This window comes from Mucilaginibacter inviolabilis, from assembly GCF_011089895.1.
Lineage (GTDB): Bacteria > Bacteroidota > Bacteroidia > Sphingobacteriales > Sphingobacteriaceae > Mucilaginibacter > Mucilaginibacter inviolabilis.
On the sequence record NZ_JAANAT010000003.1, the window covers coordinates 167,647 to 187,987 of the forward strand.

The 20,341-nt window shown below is 43.2% G+C and carries 17 protein-coding genes; 12 read left to right on the forward strand and 5 right to left on the reverse strand.

From position 1 onward, the window contains the following. Positions 1 to 53 precede the first annotated feature (53 nt). The 6 genes from G7092_RS20760 to G7092_RS20785 all read left to right on the forward strand — a co-directional run bounded on the left by G7092_RS20760 (position 54) and on the right by G7092_RS20785 (position 6,596). Positions 54 to 1,253 (forward strand): ABC transporter permease, encoded by a 1,200-nt coding sequence (locus G7092_RS20760; protein WP_166092025.1) that lies wholly within the window; start codon positions 54 to 56, stop codon positions 1,251 to 1,253. 39 nt (positions 1,254 to 1,292) lie between these two features. Continuing rightward, positions 1,293 to 2,531 carry a PP2C family protein-serine/threonine phosphatase gene (locus tag G7092_RS20765; RefSeq protein ID WP_166092027.1) on the forward strand — a complete coding sequence of 413 codons (1,239 nt, stop codon included), beginning with the start codon at positions 1,293 to 1,295 and terminating at the stop codon, positions 2,529 to 2,531. A gap of 115 nt (positions 2,532 to 2,646) precedes the next feature. After that, positions 2,647 to 3,243, forward strand: coding sequence for a ribonuclease HII (gene rnhB, locus G7092_RS20770; protein ID WP_166092030.1), 597 nt, complete (start codon positions 2,647 to 2,649; stop codon positions 3,241 to 3,243). A gap of 146 nt (positions 3,244 to 3,389) precedes the next feature. Next, a complete protein-coding gene (locus G7092_RS20775) occupies positions 3,390 to 4,589 on the forward strand; it encodes a glycosyltransferase family 4 protein (RefSeq protein ID WP_166092032.1) in 1,200 nt (399 codons plus the stop codon). Between the two features lie 107 nt (positions 4,590 to 4,696). After that, positions 4,697 to 5,776 carry a glycine cleavage system aminomethyltransferase GcvT gene (gene gcvT / locus G7092_RS20780; RefSeq protein WP_166092034.1) on the forward strand — a complete coding sequence of 360 codons (1,080 nt, stop codon included), beginning with the start codon at positions 4,697 to 4,699 and terminating at the stop codon, positions 5,774 to 5,776. Positions 5,777 to 5,843: 67 nt separating this feature from the next. Then, on the forward strand, positions 5,844 to 6,596 hold the full coding sequence (locus tag G7092_RS20785) for a 2-phosphosulfolactate phosphatase (protein WP_166092036.1): 753 nt from the start codon (positions 5,844 to 5,846) through the stop codon (positions 6,594 to 6,596). A 140-nt stretch (positions 6,597 to 6,736) separates the two neighbouring features. Here G7092_RS20785 and G7092_RS20790 read toward each other — a convergent pair whose 3' ends face one another. From G7092_RS20790 to dtd, 4 genes are all read right to left on the reverse strand, one after another. Continuing rightward, the gene (locus tag G7092_RS20790; protein ID WP_166092038.1) at positions 6,737 to 7,612 is read right to left on the reverse strand and encodes a DUF4349 domain-containing protein; all 876 of its coding nucleotides are present in this window, start codon (positions 7,610 to 7,612) and stop codon (positions 6,737 to 6,739) included. Between the two features lie 115 nt (positions 7,613 to 7,727). Further along, on the reverse strand, positions 7,728 to 8,054 hold the full coding sequence (locus tag G7092_RS20795) for a nucleotide pyrophosphohydrolase (RefSeq protein ID WP_090472907.1): 327 nt from the start codon (positions 8,052 to 8,054) through the stop codon (positions 7,728 to 7,730). A 67-nt stretch (positions 8,055 to 8,121) separates the two neighbouring features. After that, the gene (locus tag G7092_RS20800; protein ID WP_166092040.1) at positions 8,122 to 8,496 is read right to left on the reverse strand and encodes a GxxExxY protein; all 375 of its coding nucleotides are present in this window, start codon (positions 8,494 to 8,496) and stop codon (positions 8,122 to 8,124) included. A 76-nt stretch (positions 8,497 to 8,572) separates the two neighbouring features. Then, a complete protein-coding gene (gene dtd, locus G7092_RS20805) occupies positions 8,573 to 9,031 on the reverse strand; it encodes a D-aminoacyl-tRNA deacylase (protein ID WP_166092042.1) in 459 nt (152 codons plus the stop codon). Positions 9,032 to 9,199: 168 nt separating this feature from the next. On the opposite strand from dtd, the gene G7092_RS20810 reads away from it, so the two are divergent. The 3 genes from G7092_RS20810 to G7092_RS20820 all read left to right on the forward strand — a co-directional run bounded on the left by G7092_RS20810 (position 9,200) and on the right by G7092_RS20820 (position 13,929). Then, the gene (locus G7092_RS20810) at positions 9,200 to 10,435 is read left to right on the forward strand and encodes a cystathionine gamma-synthase family protein (protein ID WP_166092044.1); all 1,236 of its coding nucleotides are present in this window, start codon (positions 9,200 to 9,202) and stop codon (positions 10,433 to 10,435) included. Positions 10,436 to 10,526: 91 nt separating this feature from the next. Beyond that, positions 10,527 to 11,537, forward strand: coding sequence for a hypothetical protein (locus G7092_RS20815; protein WP_166092046.1), 1,011 nt, complete (start codon positions 10,527 to 10,529; stop codon positions 11,535 to 11,537). Continuing rightward, complete coding sequence (locus G7092_RS20820) at positions 11,500 to 13,929, forward strand: hypothetical protein (protein ID WP_166092048.1); 2,430 nt, start codon at positions 11,500 to 11,502, stop codon at positions 13,927 to 13,929. The genes G7092_RS20815 and G7092_RS20820 overlap by 38 nt, the downstream gene beginning before the upstream one ends. 129 nt (positions 13,930 to 14,058) lie before the next feature. On the opposite strand, the gene rsgA is transcribed toward G7092_RS20820, so the two are convergent. Further along, positions 14,059 to 14,979, reverse strand: a complete 921-nt coding sequence (rsgA, locus tag G7092_RS20825) for a ribosome small subunit-dependent GTPase A (RefSeq protein ID WP_166092051.1) — start codon at positions 14,977 to 14,979, stop codon at positions 14,059 to 14,061. 378 nt (positions 14,980 to 15,357) lie between these two features. Here rsgA and thrA point away from each other — a divergent pair, with 378 nt between their 5' ends. From thrA to thrC, 3 genes are all read left to right on the forward strand, one after another. Continuing rightward, positions 15,358 to 17,808, forward strand: coding sequence for a bifunctional aspartate kinase/homoserine dehydrogenase I (gene thrA, locus G7092_RS20830; protein ID WP_166092053.1), 2,451 nt, complete (start codon positions 15,358 to 15,360; stop codon positions 17,806 to 17,808). Positions 17,809 to 17,859: 51 nt separating this feature from the next. Then, entirely contained in the window at positions 17,860 to 18,858 is a 999-nt protein-coding gene (locus G7092_RS20835; RefSeq protein WP_166092055.1) for a homoserine kinase, read from the forward strand. 165 nt (positions 18,859 to 19,023) lie between these two features. Further along, positions 19,024 to 20,334 carry a threonine synthase gene (thrC, locus tag G7092_RS20840; RefSeq protein ID WP_166092057.1) on the forward strand — a complete coding sequence of 437 codons (1,311 nt, stop codon included), beginning with the start codon at positions 19,024 to 19,026 and terminating at the stop codon, positions 20,332 to 20,334. Positions 20,335 to 20,341 lie beyond the last annotated feature (7 nt).

Sequence of the window (20,341 nt, forward strand, 5' to 3'; positions counted from 1 at the left end):
CTGTTTGTTAATTGACCCTTTTAAGCGATATTTAGCCGAAAGCAGAATAACTATTGGCAGATCTTACTCCATCTAAACGTACCTGGCAGGCTTTTAAACGCAATAAAATTGCCGTTGCCGGGCTTGTTTTTATTATATTGACCTTATTGGTGGCCATACTGGGGTATTTAATTATGCCCGATCAGAGTCCGCATGCCAATAATATGACCATACAACTGAGTATCAAAAAGCCGGGAACCTCTTTTACGATGTTGAGGATACGGAAAAGTGAGCCGGTTGATACCGTTGGTTTCTTTTCACGGATGTTTTTTGGCCAGCCGTCATTTTACCGGGATGTTCCCATTATCGGTTACCATTTTGCACAGGACTCCATTATTGTAAACGAATATATTGGCGATGAAGACAAAGCCGAAAGAAAAGCATATAATATTTTTGAAGTGGTAAACGGGGTTAAGTCGCGGTATCATTATGGTAAAGATCTATTAGCTCCGGGTATTTCAGTCAATAAAAGCAAGGAGATTTATAAGCGCTTTACGGATAAAATTGTAGCCGATCAAATAGTTTCCCGCACCTTTTGGCTGGGTACGGATATTTACGGCCGTGATATGCTAAGCCGGATGTTGCTGGGTACCCGTATATCGCTTGCGGTAGGACTCATGTCAGTATTGATCAGCATGCTGCTTGGCGTAACCATCGGCGCCATTGCCGGCTATTTTGGTGGTTGGATAGATGCCTGTCTGAGCTGGCTGATGAATATATTATGGTCGTTACCCGCGTTGTTACTCGTTATTGCCATATCCTTTGCTTTAGGTAAAGGGTTGTGGCAGATATTTATAGCGGTTGGCCTGTCTATGTGGGTGGAGGTGGCCCGCCTGGTTCGTGGTCAGGTAATGAGTCTTAAACAGGTAGAATATATTGAAGCCGCAAGGGCATTAGGTTTTAACAATACCCGTATCATTACCAGGCATATTTTACCTAATATAACCGGACCTATCCTGGTATTGGCATCATCCAATTTTGCGTCTGCCATACTGCTTGAAGCCGGGCTTAGCTTTTTAGGTTTTGGCGCGCAGCCGCCGATGCCAACCTGGGGCGGAATGATTAAAGAACATTATGGCTATATTGTCATGAACTCGGCGTATCTTGCCATCATTCCGGGTTTGGCCATTATGTTATTGGTATATGCTTTTAATCTGGTTACCGTTGGCCTGCGCGATGCCTTCGATATAAAATCACAAAGTACACGCATTTGAAAATATTTTTTTACTTTAGTGAGTGACTACTAACAACAGATGCAATATATAGAAGATAATTCTGGTGAAGATGAATTAATCAGCTTGTTGCTCAAAAGACAGTCGGAGTTAAACTCCCTGTTAGAGATTACCCGGGCCATTAATAAAAACACCGCTACTCCTATACTCATACAAATGCTTGAAGTGATTTTGCAGAGTTATCTGCAGGTTGGGAAGCTTCGCTTTTTTATCGAGAAGGAAAATAAGTTTGTCTGTATTTCCAAATATGGGGGCGAAATCGAGTCGGCTATTTTATTAAGCCGGGCTTGCAATAAATTAAGTAAAATCAAGTCGCCTGTTGCTATAACTGATCATCACGACCCCCTGCTTCAAAAATATAATTACTTTATCCCCATACATCATAAAAGCAAAGCGCTGGCCTACGCCCTCATTGGTGATTTCAATACCTCGGGCGAGATGCTTAACAATGACCTGAACTTTATTCAAACCCTCATGAATGTGATCATTGTGGCGTTAGAAAATAAAAAGTTGTTTCGTGAGCGTTTGCAATCAGAGCGTTTTCAACGCGAAATGGAGCTGGCTGTTGAGGTGCAGAACATGCTGATACCGCTGCGGATGCACAAGGATGATAGTGTAGAGATAGGTGCTAAATACCTGCCACATCAAAATATTGGCGGAGATTATTTCGACTTTATCCGGCTTAACGAAAACGAGTTTTTGTGGTGTATTGCTGATGTATCTGGCAAGGGTATTTCGGCGGCTTTGCTCATGGCCAACTTTCAGGCCAGTTTACATGCCTGGGCCGCGGTAGAGGAAGACCTGACCAACATTATCGATCGCCTGAATAAAATAGTGCTGAGCAACACCAAGGGCGAAAGGTTTATAACCTTGTTCCTGGCCCGGTACAACGAAAAGAAACGAAAGCTCAACTATATAAATGCCGGCCACAATCCAAGCATCTTATACTCAGACGGTGAAGCCATCCATTTAAAACTAGGTACAACCATGATTGGGGTTTTTGAAGAGCTGCCGTTTTTAAATGAGGGGGAGATTGACATGGAACCCGGTAGCCTGATATTTAATTATACCGATGGGTTGATGGATTTTGAAACCACCAATACCAAAATCTGGAACGAAGATAAATTGCTCGACTTTGTAAAGGCCAACGGGCATCTTTCCCCCGATCATTTTAATGACACCCTCCTGGAGCATTTAAATCACGTGGTTAAAAGCAAATCCATTGACGATATTACTTTGCTTACCTTAAGGATATTTTAATTACAGTATCGAGTAGTTAGTATCAAGTATCAAGACTATTTTGGAGATTTTTTAAAAATGAAGGTGTCTCGATACTTGATACTAGCTACTTAATACTTTCTTATATTTGCCCTATATGTTATCAGCCAGGTACCAGTATGATTTGATTGAGGCGGGATGTGATGAAGCAGGTCGTGGTTGCCTTGCCGGACCTGTTTTTGCAGCCGCGGTTATTCTTCCCCACGATTTTGACCATCATTTGCTCAACGACTCTAAACAGCTATCTGAAGAGGTAAGATACCAGCTGCGGGCCGAGATAGAGCAGAAAGCCATAGCTTTCGCCGTAGCCTCGGTTGATAACCTGGAGATTGATCAGATTAATATTTTAAACGCCTCGTTCCTGGCCATGCACCGGGCTATTGAAAAACTGCATTTAACACCACAGTTTTTAATTATTGATGGTAACCGGTTTAAAAAATACCCCAATATCCCGCACGAATGTATCATCAAGGGCGATGGTAAATTTTTTAGTATAGCGGCAGCCTCGATCTTAGCCAAAACCTACCGTGACGATTTTATGCTGCAGATTGCAGCTGAGCATCCGGAGTACGATTGGCATAGCAATAAAGGCTACCCTACTATTAAACATCGCGAAACGGTGATGAAGATTGGATATACCCCTTATCATCGCCGTACTTTCCGTGTTACCGACCCTCAGTTAAGTATTTTTTAACTATACCTTTGATTACGGCGTTTTGGTTGGTATTTTTGCACCAAACCAGGTATCCAATTGAAACCATCATGAGCTAAAGGTTCACAAACCGAAATGAGTAAAACGGCTCATGATAGCTTCATCGCCATTAAAAACAACTTACCCTGATGAAAATCCTTATTTTAACCCACCGAGTGCCGTTTCCGAAAAACGGAGGCTATGCCATTGTGGTGTATAACACCATAAAAGGGTTGGTTGCACTTGGGCATAAGGTATCATTGGTAGCGTTGAACGCCAAAAAATATAACGGTAACCCGCATGAGGTAACGGACGACCTGCTGACTAAAATAAATTATACCTCTTATAATATCGACATCAGCATATCCATGCTGGATGGACTGATAAACCTGATCAGCAAAAAATCAAACGATATTGACCGGTACTATGATGCCGAGTTTGAGAAACTATTAATACGCGAACTCCGGCAAACGGCTTATGACATTGTGCAGTTTGAAGGCCTGTTTGTAACCCCTTATTTAGCGGCCATACGCAAACATTCCAGGGCCAGGCTGATTTATCGCTCGCACAATATCGAGCACCAGGTATGGCAACGGCTGGCACAGCAAAAAAGCGATCTGTTTAAAAAATGGTACCTGCGTATGCTGGCCCGGAGGGTAAAAGATTATGAGCTGCAGCAGCTCAATAAAGTTGATGCTATTGCCGTTTTTACAACCGAAGATAAAAATACTATCCTCTCGTATGGAACCACTATCCCGGTTGAAATATTCCCGGTAGGGATCGATCTTACGCAGTATCAGCCCGATTTTGAAAAAACAGAATTTCCAAGTTTGTTTTTCCTGGGATCGTTAGACTGGCTGCCTAATCGCGAAGGCATCGAATGGTTTATTGATAATTTTCATAAAGACCTGACCGATGGCGATCTGCGCGTAAAGTTTTATGTGGCCGGTCACAATATTCCCGAACGCTTTGATGATTACGAGGTGATGGGTAAAATATTTATCCAGGGCGAGGTAGACGATGCCTATGAATTTGTAAACAGCAAAGCTATTATGATAGTGCCGCTTTTATCGGGCGGAGGCATGCGGGTGAAAATTGTGGAAGGCATGGCCATGCAAAAATGTATCATCTCCACCTCGATCGGGGCCGAAGGCATAAATTTTCAAAACGGCACCAATATTATCATCGCTAATAATCAGGAAGAGTTTTATGATGCTATTGAGCGTTGTATTACCGATGAGGAGTATTGCCGTGCCGTAGGTATAAACGCGCGGAAACTGGTTGAACAGCAGCATGATGTAAACGCGGTGACTCATGATCTGGCGCAGTTTTACGAGAAACTGAGTTAGTTGTTGCCCTCCAAATCAGCCCTTAAAATTTGATGTCAAAAATCAAGGTTCATGGAGCCCTGAAAATTCCCGTCAGAATAATTACTTTTGCGCCATAAACGTTAAAGATGAAGAATACTGCCTTAACAGCTACACACATTAAAGCAGGCGCTAAAATGGTGCCTTTTGCTGGTTACAATATGCCTGTGCAATATGCCGGGATAAACGCCGAACACGAAACGGTACGTAAAGCCGTTGGTGTATTTGATGTAAGCCACATGGGCGAGTTTATTTTAAAAGGCGAGCATGCCCTTGACCTCATACAAAGAGTAACCAGTAATGATGCCTCCAAATTGTACGATGGTAAAGTGCAATACTCTTGTTTACCGAATGAAGATGGCGGTATTGTAGATGATCTGCTGGTTTATCGTTTAGACGAAAAAACTTATATGCTTGTGGTTAACGCCTCCAATATTGAAAAAGACTGGAACTGGATATCTAAATATAATACCATGGGTGTGGAGATGAAAGATATATCAGATCGCACCTCACTGCTGGCCATTCAGGGCCCTAAAGCGGCGGAAGCGCTGCAAAGCCTTACCGATGTTGACCTGGTATCTATGGAATATTACACTTTTAACAGAGGAAAATTTGCCGGTGTTGATAACGTGATCATATCTGCAACGGGATATACAGGAGCGGGTGGTTTTGAGATTTATTTTGATAATCAATATGCCGATCAGATCTGGGAAGCTATTTTTAACGCCGGCGAGCCTTTTGGCATTAAACCGGTAGGATTAGGTGCACGCGATACCTTACGCCTGGAAATGGGTTTTTGCTTATATGGTAATGATATTGATGATGCCACTTCGCCATTAGAAGCTGGTTTAGGCTGGGTAACCAAATTCAGTAAAACATTTACCAATTCTGAAGCTTTACAACAACAAAAGCAAGCGGGTGTAAGCCGTAAGCTGGTTGGGTTTGAAATGATAGAAAGAGGTATCCCACGTCATGATTATCCTATTGTTGATGCCGATGGTAATAATATAGGTAAAGTAACCTCCGGAACACAATCACCTTCCCTGCAAAAGGCAATTGGCATGGGTTACGTGAATACGGAGTTTGCCAAAGAGGGCGCAGATATATACATCAGCATCAGGGACAATAAAGTGAAGGCTAAAATTGTAAAGCCACCTTTCTACAAATAGGAAGCCCCCTAACCCCCTGAAGGGGGAACTATTGGCAAGGGTTTCGTTAAATCATCTATTTAAAATTATGTCTGAAAATATTGATCAACTCCCTCCCCCTTCAGGGGGGCGGGGGGCACATGTTTGCCTTACCCCGGCTTTGCTGCCGTTGTATAATGTTGCAGAGTACATTGTAGTGGTTATTGATATTTTCAGGGCAACATCATCTATATGTTATGGTATTGAAAACGGTGCTGAGGCTATTATCCCGGTATCACAAGTTGAGGAGTGTTCCGCGTATAGAGAGAAAGGGCTGGATTACTTACTGGCAGCAGAGCGTGATGGAAAAGTAGTAGATGGATTTGATTTTGGCAACTCCCCATTTTCTTACACTGCCGAAAAAGTGGCCGGTAAAACCATTGTGCTGACCACTACAAATGGCACCCACGCATTACATTTATCGCGCAGCGCCAAGCGTATCGCTATTGGTTCGTTTTTAAATCTTACAGCATTAAGCAACTGGCTTAAAACTCAGCACGAAAATATATTACTGGTATGCGCCGGTTGGAAAAATAACTTTAACCTGGAAGACACCCTGTTTGCCGGGGCCGTTATCGAACAGCTAAAAACAGAAGGTTTTGTATTGGACGATGCTGCTCTTGCCGCTAATGATCTTTTTCAGCTGGGAAAAAATGATATTAACCTGTATCTCAAAAAAACATCGCATGGTGAACGGCTTAAGAAACTGGGTATCGAAAAAGATATCGAGTTTTGCCTGCAGGTTGATATTACAACCGCAATCCCCGTATTACAGGGAGAGCGGTTGGTGAGGTTGGTTTAGGTAAAGTTCTTCCAAAAATTAAACTTTGTCATTCTGAGCGATAGCGAAGAACTGTTTCTTGAACGAAGTGAAAAATCTATTTGTAGATATGCAAATAGACCAGTAGATCCTTCGCGCCTCAGGATGACAAATCATTATTATCATTCCGTTTGTTTAACCCTTCTTCTCCTTCTCCAGCTTTTAAACATCCAGTAAATAATCCCCGCAATTATCAGGAGTGGCCAAATGGAAATTATCCCGAAAAACAGGTTTTTTAAAAAATCCCATCCGTTACTAATGGATGTTTTAAATTTATTAGTAAACAGATCATCAATATTCTGGGTGGTTGCTTTTGTATAAAAGGTGATATCTAAGGAACTATAAGCAATTTGTTTGTTCAGATAATTCAGCTGCCCTTGTGACGATTCAATATCGCTGCGAATCTCGGTTAGTTTGTTTTCGATCTCCAGCAGATCCGAGATTTTGGTTCCTTTTTTGAGTAGTTCCAGATACCGGTTTTCGAGAATTTTTTTATTATCCAGCCGGGTTTTCATATCGATGTACTGAGTGGTGACATCGGTTATAGAAATGTTTTTAGTATCGACCTTATCAGCCGAAGCTGATACCGAATCAACCAGGAAATCAAAATATTGAGCCGGGATACTTATTTTTAAATTATACTCCTTACGGTTGATATCGCTGTTGGTGGTTTGGTTATCTTCGTCAACGTATCCACCGTATTTTTTGAGTGATTGCAGGATCTTTTTACGGGCACCATTAATGTTACCTACCTCAAACTGAATAGTACCGCTTTTAACGATCTTTTTTGTGGTATCACGAACCGGGCTGGGGTTAGTTGAATTGCCTGATTGCTCGGTATTTGCATCGTACCCTGCAATGGGAGCTTTTTCAAGCATCCGGCTATCAGGTTTTGCAGAGGGTGCAGCTGGAACAACACTCTCTCCGCCTTTATGATGGCTGGGGCCACATGCAGACAGGGTAACTAATAAAGTAATCGAAATAAGATAAGCTTTCATAACAAGGCTAATTAAGGTGTTACCATAAATTCTGATCAGCCTTGTAAAGTTACATTAAAACAAAATTAAATTCCAAATATTTTTATAATTCAAAATTTAATTCTGTTTTAATTCTTTATTTCAGCTTTTCATTGTTCTTATGCCGGTCGGCATCACGGATGCTTTTCTTTTCCATATTCTTCTCCAGCGCATCCGTGAGGTCAATTCCGGTTTGGTTAGCCAGGCATATCAGTACAAATAACACATCAGCCATTTCATCTGCCAGGTTAACCTCTGTATCCGATTTTTTAAATGATTGCTCGCCATACTGCCTCGCCATAATGCGGGCTACCTCACCAACCTCTTCCATCAAAATAGCCGTATTGGTCAGCTCATTAAAGTACCGGATACCCATGGTTTTTATCCACTTATCTACAAGATGCTGCGCTTCTTTAATTTCCATAAATTTTTTTCACTAATTACATGAATTTTGTCGAATTACACGAATTGACTGGTAGGCAGTCTAATTATTAGAATATTACTCTTTGATAATTTAACGACGGAGCACCGAAATTAATAACGATTCCTAACCGGAGGCCTGAGGCTTTCAGGTAGTTTAGCGTTTGTTTAATGTGTGGTTCACCAATGTGATTGCTGATCTTTATTTCGAGAATGATATTGTCGTACACAACAAAATCGGCAACGAAGAAATGTTTGAGCTTTTGTTCTTTATAAATGATGGTGTAAGGCTTTTCCCTGACGAAAGGAATTCCTGATCTGATAAACTCAAATTCCAGGGCATCTTTATAAACGGCTTCTTTAAATCCATGTCCCAGTATCTTATGCACCTCAAAGCAGGCACCAATAATTTTGTAGGACTCTTCCTTAAATAACAACTCAGCCATGATTGGCACTAATTTCACCAATTTGATTGAATTACACGAATGAAAAAATTAGTGAAATTCGATTCAATCCGTGTAATTAGTGGGCATCTTTGTCTTTCGTGTTCATGATCACAGTCACCGGCCCATCATTCACCAGGCTGATTTTCATATCTGCTCCAAAAATGCCCGTAGCTATCTTTTTACCGGTTAGTAATTCCAGTGTTTTAATCATTTGCTCATACATCGGTATCGCTTTATCGGGCCTGGCAGCCTTGATAAATGAAGGGCGATTACCTTTTTTAGTCTGCGCAAACAGGGTGAACTGGGAGATCAACAGGATATCCCCGTCAACATCAGCCAGTGCTTTATTCATCAATCCATTTTCATCGCCAAAAACACGCATACCCGTAATTTTGTTGGCCAGCCAGTTTAAATCATCCTCGGTATCGGCCTCCTCAATACCCAATAAAACCAGGAAACCCAGCTTAATTTCGCCTGTTATTTCACCTTCAACTTTGCAGCTGGCCTCAGTAACGCGTTGTAAAACAGCTCTCATAAATAATAAATACTAATTAGCACGAATATTGGCGAATTTCACGAATAAAACCTCAATTTTTGAATATTAGAACACATTAGTGTAATTCGTGCCTATCAATTAGTGAAATTTGTGCCTATTTCATTAAGTTCGCAACCGCTATTATGTTTTTTAATTAATAGGTACATCATGACAACAAAAAGAGGCTTTACCACTACCATTTTACATGCCGACCGCTTAGGTAAACCAGAGCATGGCTCATTACACAAACCCATCCATACTTCGGTAACTTATGGGCATGAGGATGTGCAGGACCTGGTTGATATTTTCCAGAACAAGAAAAAAGGATACGCTTATTCGCGCCAGGGCAACCCTACGGTTACTGCTTTGGAGCATAAGGTAACCAATATGGAAAAAGGATTATCGTCTATCGCTTTCTCAACCGGTATGGCGGCAATTTCGGCAACGGTAATGGCTCTTATTAAACATGGCGACCATATTGTGGCCAGCTCATTCCTGTTTGGTAATAGCCGCAGCATATTTCAAACCTATATTGATATGGGTTTGGATATTACTTTTGTTGATGCTACCGATGTTGAAAATGTACGTAATGAAGTTAAAGCCAACACCAAAATGGTGTTTGTGGAAACCATTGCCAATCCGGCTACACAAGTGGCCGATTTGGAAGGTATCGGTGAATATTGCACTCAAAAAGGGATCATATATGTGGTGGATAACACCATGACCTCGCCTTATTTATTTAACCCTATTGACGTTAAAGCAAGTTTGGTGGTAAACTCCTTAACAAAATACATTGGTGGCCATGGCGATGCCTTGGGCGGCTGTGTTACCGATACTGGCTTGTTTAACTGGAGCAATTATCCTAATATTTTTGAAACGTTTAAAAAACAGGTAAAGCCCGAAACATTGGGTCTTACCCAGATCCGTAAAAAAGGATTGAGAGATGCTGGTGGTACGTTATCACCAGAGGCTGCGCATACCATTGCTGTTGGTGCCGAAACGCTGGCTTTGCGTTTAGAGCGTGCCTGTAACAACGCCTTTGCACTGGCTCAGTATTTTGAAAGTCACCCGATGATCAAGAACGTTTTTTATCCGGGTATCAAAAGCCATAAACAACATGAACGTGCTGGTAAACTGTTCAAAAAATTTGGCGGTTTAATGAGCATCGAGCTGGATGAACGCATTGATTGCCTGGCTTTTTTAAATAAGCTGAAACTGGTTGTAAAATCAAGTAACCTGGGCGATACCCGTACATTGGCTATCCCGGTTGCTCAAACTATATTTTTTGAACTTGGTGCCGATAAACGTGCCGAAATGGGTATCCCGGAAACCATGATCCGCCTGTCGGTAGGTATCGAAGATCTGGAAGACCTGATGGCCGATTTTAAAGAAGCCCTGGGATAGCGTAGAATCAAGATATAAGAGTCAGGAATCAAGACAGAATATCAGGATGAAATGGTTTCAAAAAAACATATTCCTTTTTCTTTTTACAGTCTTGACTCTTATCTCTTGCCTCTCTTTCTCTTGCCGCCGGCATGACCGTGTCACCAACACCTCTTTTTATTTTTGGAAAACGGTTTATAAAGCTAACAAGACCGAATCGGACTATTTGAAAAACCTGCATTCGCATAAGTTATATATGCGTATCATGGATGTGGATATGGACGAGAGCGGAAGTACTCCCGTTCCGGTATCACCTATATCATTTCAGGCCAAGCTTCCGGATACGGTTGAGATGGTTCCGGTAGTATTCATCGTTAATAACATCCTGAAAGTTACAACCCGTTCACAGCTTAATGCCCTGGCGGGCAATATCGTTCGTTTTGTAAACGGCAAAGTGGAGCAAGCCGGCAAAACCTCATTCACGGAATTACAAATTGATTGCGACTGGACAGCATCAACCCGCGAAAATTATTTTTATCTGTTGACGCAATTGCGCCAAGTAAAAGAACTAAAAGGGAAAACCATTTCGGCAACACTAAGGCTGCATCAGCTCAAAAATCAAAAAGGCAGCGGCATACCGCCGGTAAACCGGGCCATGCTGATGTGCTATAACATGGGTAATCTGCGCAAATATGGGGAGCAAAACTCCATCCTGGAAATAAGCGAACTGAAAAAATACCTGGGTAATAATGTGACGACCTACCCTATGCCCATTGATATTGGCTTGCCGCTGTTTAGCTGGGCGGTGGCTTTCCGCAGTAAAGAATACATCGGTATAGCCAAAAGGATTTCGCTGGATGATCTGAATAATAAAAATCAATTTGTTGCTATAAAAAATAACATTTACCGGGCTAAAACCAATTTGCCCGATTATGGTTTAAAAACAAATGACGAGGTACGCTGGGAAAATGTATCGGCCGGTAATTTGCAGGCCACAGCTACCTATTTATCACCGCTTATTAAAGCAGATACGGTAAACGTTATTTATTTTCACCTTGATGAAGCTACTATAAAAGCCTATACCTATGACAACCTTGAAAAAACTGCTCATTTGTTCCGTTAGTTTAATCATTTTCTTTTTTGTTGAAATTGCTATCGATATCGCCTGTGGGGGCGAGGTTGATCCGTACGATTATTATATCTCGTTTTTTCATAATAACCTGCAGCGTACGCAGGAGTACGAACCCTTTTATTTTACCAGCTACAAATTTTTGTATGACGACGATGAAAGGGTAAGCGAAGCCGAGATCAACTCGCGTGAATGGGCGGCGTATTTAGGCACAGGTGTAAAGACCGCAGATGTACAAAAAGTCATGTACCGGTTAAAAGGCAGCGCCGATACCGCCTTGTATGAAGGATATTTAGCGGGAAAAGGTAGCCTGCCCGATAGTTTAAAGAATAACACTTTTTTGCAGGCACTCCCCTCAAACAAAAGCGCGCTTAAATATTATCGGTTTGCCAAAAGCGTTGAGGCTATCGCTAACGTGAAGTTTGAGTACTGGGATCCAAAAGAAATGGATACTGATGGTTTGAAGAGTGCCGGTGATGAAGCTTTAAAAAATGCCAATAGTGAAAATGATAAATTTATTAAGCTACGCTATTTATACCAGGCCCAACGCCTGCTGCACTATGGTAAAAACTATGAACAGGCCGCTAATGTGTATGATAAATACCTGGTTAACTACAAAACCGATAGTCATGTAAAGGGCTGGGCGTTAGCATTAAATGCAGGCGAGAAGCGCAGGCTTAAAGACACGGTACAAGCCGCTTATTTGTTTTCAAAAGTATTTGCGCAGTATCCCGAAAGGCGCATACAGGCCTATCGCAACTATAACTATATCAACGTGAAAGCTTCACAGGTTTTGACACTGGCCGCTAATAAAAGCGAAAAGGCGGTGATCATGGCTATTGATGGTTTCAGTAATTCTGAGTTGGATGGCCGCTCCCTGAAAGAGGTTTATCAGTATGAGCCAACATCCGATATGGTTGGGGTTTTGCTGGTGCGCGAGATCAATAAGCTGGAAGAGTACTATCTTACCCCAACAACAACGGCAGGGAATTCTGTCCTGGCAAACGCTTACTATAGCAGACTGGCCGATAGCTCTAAATTACGCGCTCAAAACCACATGAAACAACTTAGCGCGTTTTGTGAGCAGCTATCTTCAGAAAAAAAATATCCGGAATATGGCCTGGGTAAACTGGCACAGGCCTATATGGCTTGGATGCAAAAAGATACTAAAGGCGGTCAGGCTTATATGGACGAGCTTAAAGGTGAAAAACTGAGCGAGAAATTTAATGATCAAAAACAGATCATCCAGCTATTGCTTCTTGCACAAGGCATACAGCAATATAACGATGTGAACGAGGCTACCCTATTGCCATCGCTTAAGTGGCTTAATGAAAAGGTTGCCCATGAGGTTAAGACAACAACCTCCAGTCAGGATTGGGGTTTTTACGGTCAATATCCTTTTGCTGCCACAGCCCGTAATTTTTATCAGGACATTATGGCGCCGGCATATCTCAAACAGCATGATACCAGCAAGGCCGCCTTGGTGATGCTGCAGGGCGATGCTACCGTGAAGAAAGTTACAGAGCCTAGTTATCAAACCATCAATTTTTGGCAAAACTACCTGCATTCATCAGCCATCAACAAAATTGTAGGCTGGAAAAAAAGCGCGCAGGCTACCCCCTACCTTAATTTCCTGGCAAAAAAACTGGTTACGTATAAGAGTGATGACTTGTACGAACTATTGGGCACTGCCTATCTGCGCGAGCATAAATATCCCGAAGCAGCAGCTGCTTTAAGCCAGGTTAGTGAAAAGGCATTGAACAAATTCCCAACTAATTTTTATGACGAAAAAGCAACCGGTGCCGATCCGTTTATTAACCAGATGCCTGATTATCCTAAATTGATGTTGAATAAAAACGGAAAAGGGTATAATAAACGACAGTTTGCACAAGCAATGGCTGGGTTTCAGAAGCAAATCAAAGCCGACCCTAAAAATGCTTCGGCTTATTACTTTGCCATGGCTACAGCCGTATACAATACCTCCACCTATGGCAACGCCTGGTACCTAATCAGCTATAACTGGTCATCTACAGATTATGGCCGCAAATCCATATACTATTACGACACCGATTATATAAGAACCAGCAATGCCGAAAAGCTATTTTTACAGGCCAGGCAATTAAGCTCCAGCGCCGAGTTTAAGGCCAAATGTACCTTTATGGCCGCCAAGTGCCGTCAAAAACAGATTAAGCTGCCCTCTTACTCAGATTTTCCGGATTACAACTATACTAAGCTCCAGGATGCCGAAAAGCTTTATGATAAAGCTGTGCGCCGTAATCCTTACTTTGCCGAATTACAAAAAAGCTATGGCAAAACAGCCTATTATAAATTGGCAGTAAATGATTGCAGCTATCTGCGGGATTTTTTACAGGCAGGAAGAAAATAAAAGAGTATTGTCATCCTGAACGGAGTAAAGCATCTATTTTGCATCGCTCGATAATAGATCCTTCACTCCGTTCAGGATGACAAACTTTTCTTTTGTCTTAATTCCTGACTCTTATTTCTTGATTCTAAATCAAGCCCGGGTATCATTACCATGGTAAATACTCAGGTAGCTTTCATAGCGGGATAGTTCGATCTCGCCGTTTTCCAGGGCTTCCAGTACGGCGCAGCCGGGCTCGTTAATGTGGCGGCAATTGTTAAAGCGGCATTGGTTCATCCGCTCACGCATCTCGGGGAAAAAGTGGCTCAGCTCCTGCTTTTCAATGTCGATAACGCCCAATTCGCGGATACCTGGAGTATCGATGATAAAGCCACCTTGTGGCAGCTCAAACATTTCGGCAAAGGTAGTGGTGTGCATGCCTTTGTCGCTCCACTCAGATACCATGTGCGTACGCAGATCGAGACTAGGCAGCAGGCTATTGATCAGGCTGGATTTGCCTACCCCTGAGTGGCCCGAGAACAACGTTACCTTATCTTTCAGTAATTCCTGTACCTGGTCGATATTGGTGCCCTCCAGTGCAGATACCTCGAAGCAGGGGTAACCGATGTTTTCATATATCGATTTATAATCGGCCAGTATCTCCAGGCCCTCATCACTAAACAGGTCGAGTTTGTTAAATATCAATCGTGCCGGTATATCATAAGCTTCGGCGGTTACCAGAAAACGGTCGATAAAGCCCAATGAGGTTCGGGGCGATGCCAGGGTAACCACCAGCAGGGCCTGATCAAGATTGGCCGCGATGATCTGCGCCTGTTTGCTCAGGTTGATGGCTTTACGGATAATATAATTTTTACGCTGATGCAGGTTGGTAATCACACCATTTTCGCTGTCGGGTTCCATTTCAAAATCAACCACATCACCAACAGCTACCGGGTTGGTGGTAGTAATGCCCTTCATCCTGAATTTACCCTTAATGCGGCAGTCTATACGTTGGCCATCGGGTGTTTGTACCTGGTACCAGCTTCCGGTTGATTTGGTGATTAATCCCTGCATAATATTAGCCTCAAAAGTAACAATTAATTTGCCATCGCTTTATTTTAGGGTATAATGCTCAAAAAATGTAGCAAAAGCCGGCAATTCGTGTCCGTTTTTTTATCATTCAGGCAATTATATGATACAAATCAGTCTTTTTATTCGCTTTTTCATAAAAAATAAAATAATCCTTGCTATTTAAAGATTAATCTACTTACTTTACGGACATTATATATGACACTTAACAACACCATTATTACCATTATTATTACCACCGGCATAAACCTCGGAGGAAGATAATCGTATGGTGTAAAAACATAAAAAAAGAAACCAAATGAAAGCCTTCCTCCGCAAAGAGGAAGGCTTTTTTGTTTAAATATTATTGACACTAAACCATAAATGAAAGTTCTAAAATTTGGCGGTACATCCGTAGGATCAATAGCAAGTATCCAAACTCTTTTAAACATCCTGGCCGGTGAGTTTAAAACCCAGGAAAAACCGGTAATCGTACTATCGGCCATGGGCGGGGTAACCAACCTGCTGGCCTCTATGGCAGAGGATGCCGCCAACGGCAAGGAATTTACGGCGGCACTGGCCGACCTGGAGAAACGCCACTTTGACGTGGTGAAAAGCCTGTTGGATGTGCAAAACCAAAACCCGGCTTTTACCCGTTTAAAAATTCATTTTAACCAGTTGGAAGAGCTGTTGCAAGGGGTATTGACACTGCGTGAGCTTACTCCTAAAACCCGCGACCAGATCCTGAGCTTTGGCGAACGCTGCTCAACCCTCATGGTAAGTAAAATAGCCGCCCAGCATTTTAAAGATGTGCTTTTTGTTGATGCTGCCGAGGTGATCAAAACCGACAGTTCCTTTGGTAATGCCAAAGTGAATACCGAACTATCTGAATTGCTGATCCGTAACCTGTACGAGGCCAATAAAGATAAAATGCTCATTGTAACCGGTTTTATTGCAGGCAACGATGCCGGGCAAACTACTACCCTGGGCCGTGGTGGCAGCGATTATACCGCGGCTATATTCGGCGCGGCGCTTAATGCTAAGGAAATACAGATATGGACAGACGTTAACGGGATGATGACCGCTGACCCAAGGATGGTGAAGAAAGCGTTCTCCTTAACTGAACTTACCTATACCGAGGCTATGGAACTTTCCTACTTCGGCGCCAAGGTGATCTATCCGCCAACCATGATCCCGGCTTTCCTGAAAAAGATCCCTATCGTGATCAAAAATACTTTTGAACCCGAGTTTGAAGGCACCGTGATCCGTCATGATTGTAAAGCATCAAGCCTGCCTATCAAAGGTATTTCCTCTATCAATAATATCAGCATCCTTAACCTGGAAGGCAGCGGCATGGTGGGTAAATCGGGCTTTAGCGGCCGTTTGTTCTCGCTGTTAGCCCGTGAACAGATCAACGTGATCCTCATCACCCAGTCGTCATCAGAACACAGTATCACCTTCGCGGTACAGCCACAGGATACCGAACGCGCCAAACAGGTAATAGAGCAGGAATTTGAACTGGAGCTGGCGGCCAAAAAGCTGGAGCACCTGGTAATTGAAAAGAACCTGGCCATATTGGCTATTGTGGGCGAAAACATGAAACAAACCCCGGGCATGTCGGGCAAATTGTTCCATGCGCTGGGCCGTAACGGGGTTAACGTAAGAGCCATTGCGCAGGGTTCGTCGGAGTATAATATCTCGGTGATTATCTCGGCTAATGATCTGTCTAAAGCCTTAAATGCGGTTCATGATGCCTTTTTTGTGCAGCTCACCAAAACGCTGCATGCCTTTTGCCTGGGTACCGGCAACATCGGTAAAACCCTGTTTAACCAATTGAATGCCCACAGCCAATACCTGAAAGATAATAACGGCATACAGGTAAAAATAGCGGGCATCAGCAATACCCGTAAAATGACTTTTAACAGTGATGGCATATCGCTGGATACCTGGCAGGATGATCTGCAAGCTTCGCCTTATGAAGCCGATCTGCAGGCTTTCATCAGTAAAATGAAAGAAATGAACCTGCCTAACTGCGTATTTATTGATAATACCGCCAGCCCCGTGCCGATAGGTTTTTATGAGCAGGTTTTTAAAGCCAATATCTCGGTAATCACCTGTAATAAAATAGGTAACTCCGGCAGCTATCAGCAGTACAAAACATTTAAAGACACCGCACGCTACCATGGGGTTGATTTCTTTTACGAGACCAACGTGGGGGCTGGTTTGCCGATCATCAACACGTTGAAAAACCTGATGAACAGCGGCGACAGGGTACAACGCATTGAGGCTATCCTTTCGGGTACTATCTCTTTCATCTTTAATAATTTTAAGGGCGATGCCAATTTCCATGATGTGGTAAAAGAAGCGCAGGAAAAAGGCTATACCGAACCTGATCCACGGGATGATTTGAGTGGCAAGGATTTTATGCGCAAAATGCTGATCCTGGCGCGCGATGCCGGTTATGCTATGGAAGAAGCCGATGTAGAAATTGAAAGCGTACTGCCTAAAGCCAGCCTGGAAGCCAAAAGCGTAGAAGATTTTTACGCCACGTTAAAAACAGAGGATGCTCATTTTGCCAAACTGAAAGATGAGGCGGCAAAAGATGGTAAAGTTCTTCGTTATATAGGCAAGCTGGAAGATGGCAAAGTAACCATCACCCTGCAAATGGTTGATGAAAACCACCCGTTCTATATGCTGTCGGGCAGTGACAATATCATATCGTTTACTACGGATAGATACAAGGAACGGCCGCTGGTAGTAAAAGGCCCCGGTGCAGGTGCCGAAGTAACCGCAGCCGGTGTATTTGCTGATTTAATAAATTTGGGAGTAGCCTAACCCCCCTAACCCCCTGAAGGGGGAACTATAGTATAGTTTGATAATATTAAAATGGAAAATAAAATAGAAGAATTAAAAGCCCCCTCGCAAGTAGCACCCCCTTCAGGGGGCGGGGGGGGCATTCACGTTTTTGCTCCGGCAACTGTAGCCAACGTGGTTTGCGGATTTGATGTACTGGGCTTTGCCGTTAATGAGCCCGGCGACGAGGTGATCATGCGGATGACTGACAAACCAGGTATCACCATTAGCAAAATTACCGGCGATGATGGTCGCCTGCCGCTTGATCCGGCCAAAAATACGGTGAGTGTAAGCGTGCAGCATTATTTACAAAGTGTCGGTCGTACCGATGTGGGTTTAGATATCGAGCTACACAAAAAAATGCCGATAGGCAGCGGACTGGGCTCCAGTTCGGCCAGTACGGTTGCGGGTTTATTTGCCATTAAAACACTGCTGGGCGATGAATCTGATCCGATAAACCTGCTGCCCTTCGCTATGAAAGGTGAAGAAATGGCTTGTGGTCAGGGTCATGCGGATAACGTGGCTCCTGCCCTGTTTGGTGGCTTTGTACTCATCCGCAGCTATGAACCGCTGGATGTGGTGAGACTACCACATCCGAAAGATCTTTACTGCGCCATCGTATTTCCTGATGTGGATGTGCCTACCCGTGAAGCCCGCCAGATTATCCGCAAAAATATACAGATGAAGGACGCGGTGACCCAATGGGGCAACATTGCAGGCCTGGTAAGCGGTTTATTTATGCAGGATATTGACCTGATAGGCCGCAGTATGAAAGATGTGCTGGTGGAGCCGGTACGTTCCATGCTGATACCCGATTTTTATAAAATGCGCGAAATAGCCATGGGTATGGGAGCGGTAAGCTTCGGCATCTCCGGCTCTGGTCCGTCGGTTTTTGCATTCACTAAAGACGAGGAAACCGCCACGCTCATTACCCAAAAACTGCAGCAGCATTTAACCGGTTTAAAAATTGGCTCGAACACTTATGTGTCTACCATTAATGACGCAGGCCCGAAGGTAATAGCGAGATTTTGAGGTTTAAGTCAAAAGTAAAAATTCAAAAGTCAAAAAAGGGTGTCACCCTGAGCTTGTCGAAGGGCGTGCGCAGAGGCCTGCCCACCATGCTTCGATAAGTTCAGCATGACAAATTAAAAAATTAAATAAATCCGAAATCGAACATCCGAATTCCGAAATCAAAAAATGAAACTCTACAGTACCAATAACACCTTATCAGAAGTATCGTTCAAAGACGCGGTTTTTAACAGCATGCCGCAGGATAAAGGTTTGTATATGCCTTACAGCATTCCGCGTTTGAGCGATGATTTTATCAATAACCTGGATAAATACACTTTGCCCGAGATTGCGTTTGAAGTAGCAAAGAATCTTTTAGGTGACTCTATACCCGAAGCTGATCTGAAAGCCCTGATCGATGATGCCATCAACTTCCCGGCCCCTGTGGTAAAGCTGGATGATAACGTTCATGTGCTGGAGCTTTTCCATGGCCCGTCATTGGCGTTTAAAGATTTTGGTGCGCGTTTCATGAGCCGCGTAATGAGCTACTTTTTAGAGGAAGGCGAAAAACAACTGGATGTACTGGTGGCTACCAGCGGCGATACCGGCGGTGCTGTAGCACTAGGCTTCCTGGGTGTGCCCAATACCCGGGTAACTATATTATACCCACAGGGCAAAGTAAGCGGTGTACAGGAGCAGCAATTAACCACCAACGGCCAGAACATCCGCGCGTTGGAGGTTGACGGTACGTTTGATGACTGCCAGGCCCTGGTGAAACAGGCATTTACTGATGCTGAGTTGAATGAAAAATTTCGTTTAACATCGGCCAATTCCATCAATATCGCGCGCCTGGTGCCCCAAACTTTTTACTACTTTAATGCTTATGCACAATTATTGAGGCAAGGTGTTAAAAAAGTGATATTCTCGGTACCTAGCGGAAACTTTGGTAATATCGGTGCCGGTTTGCTGGCCTGGAAAATGGGTTTGCCGGTGGAGAAATTCATTGCAGCCACTAATGTTAATGATACCGTGCCGGAATTTTTAAAAACCGGGGTATATCAACCCAAGCCATCGGTGGCTACCCTATCCAACGCGATGGATGTGGGCAACCCAAGCAATTGGGTACGCATAGCTGATTTGTTTAAAAATGATACTGATGCCCTGAAAAAACTGGTTGTAGGCTTTAAATATAACGACGAGGAAACTGTTAAGGCGATTAACTGGGTATTTGATACCTATGGCTATGTGGTTTGCCCACACACCGCGATTGCCTGGCAGGCATTGACCGATTATCAGCATGATCATGCCAGTGTGGATACTGCCGGTGTTTTCTTATCAACGGCACACCCCTGCAAGTTCCCGGATGTTTTCAGCGAAGCCATAACAGCAAAAATCGAGATACCAGGTCAGGTGAAAGAGCTGCAATCCAAAACAAAACTGGCCGTGCCGTTGAGTAAGGATTTCGTGGATTTTAAAGCGTATTTGTTAGGCGCTGAGTGAATACTCT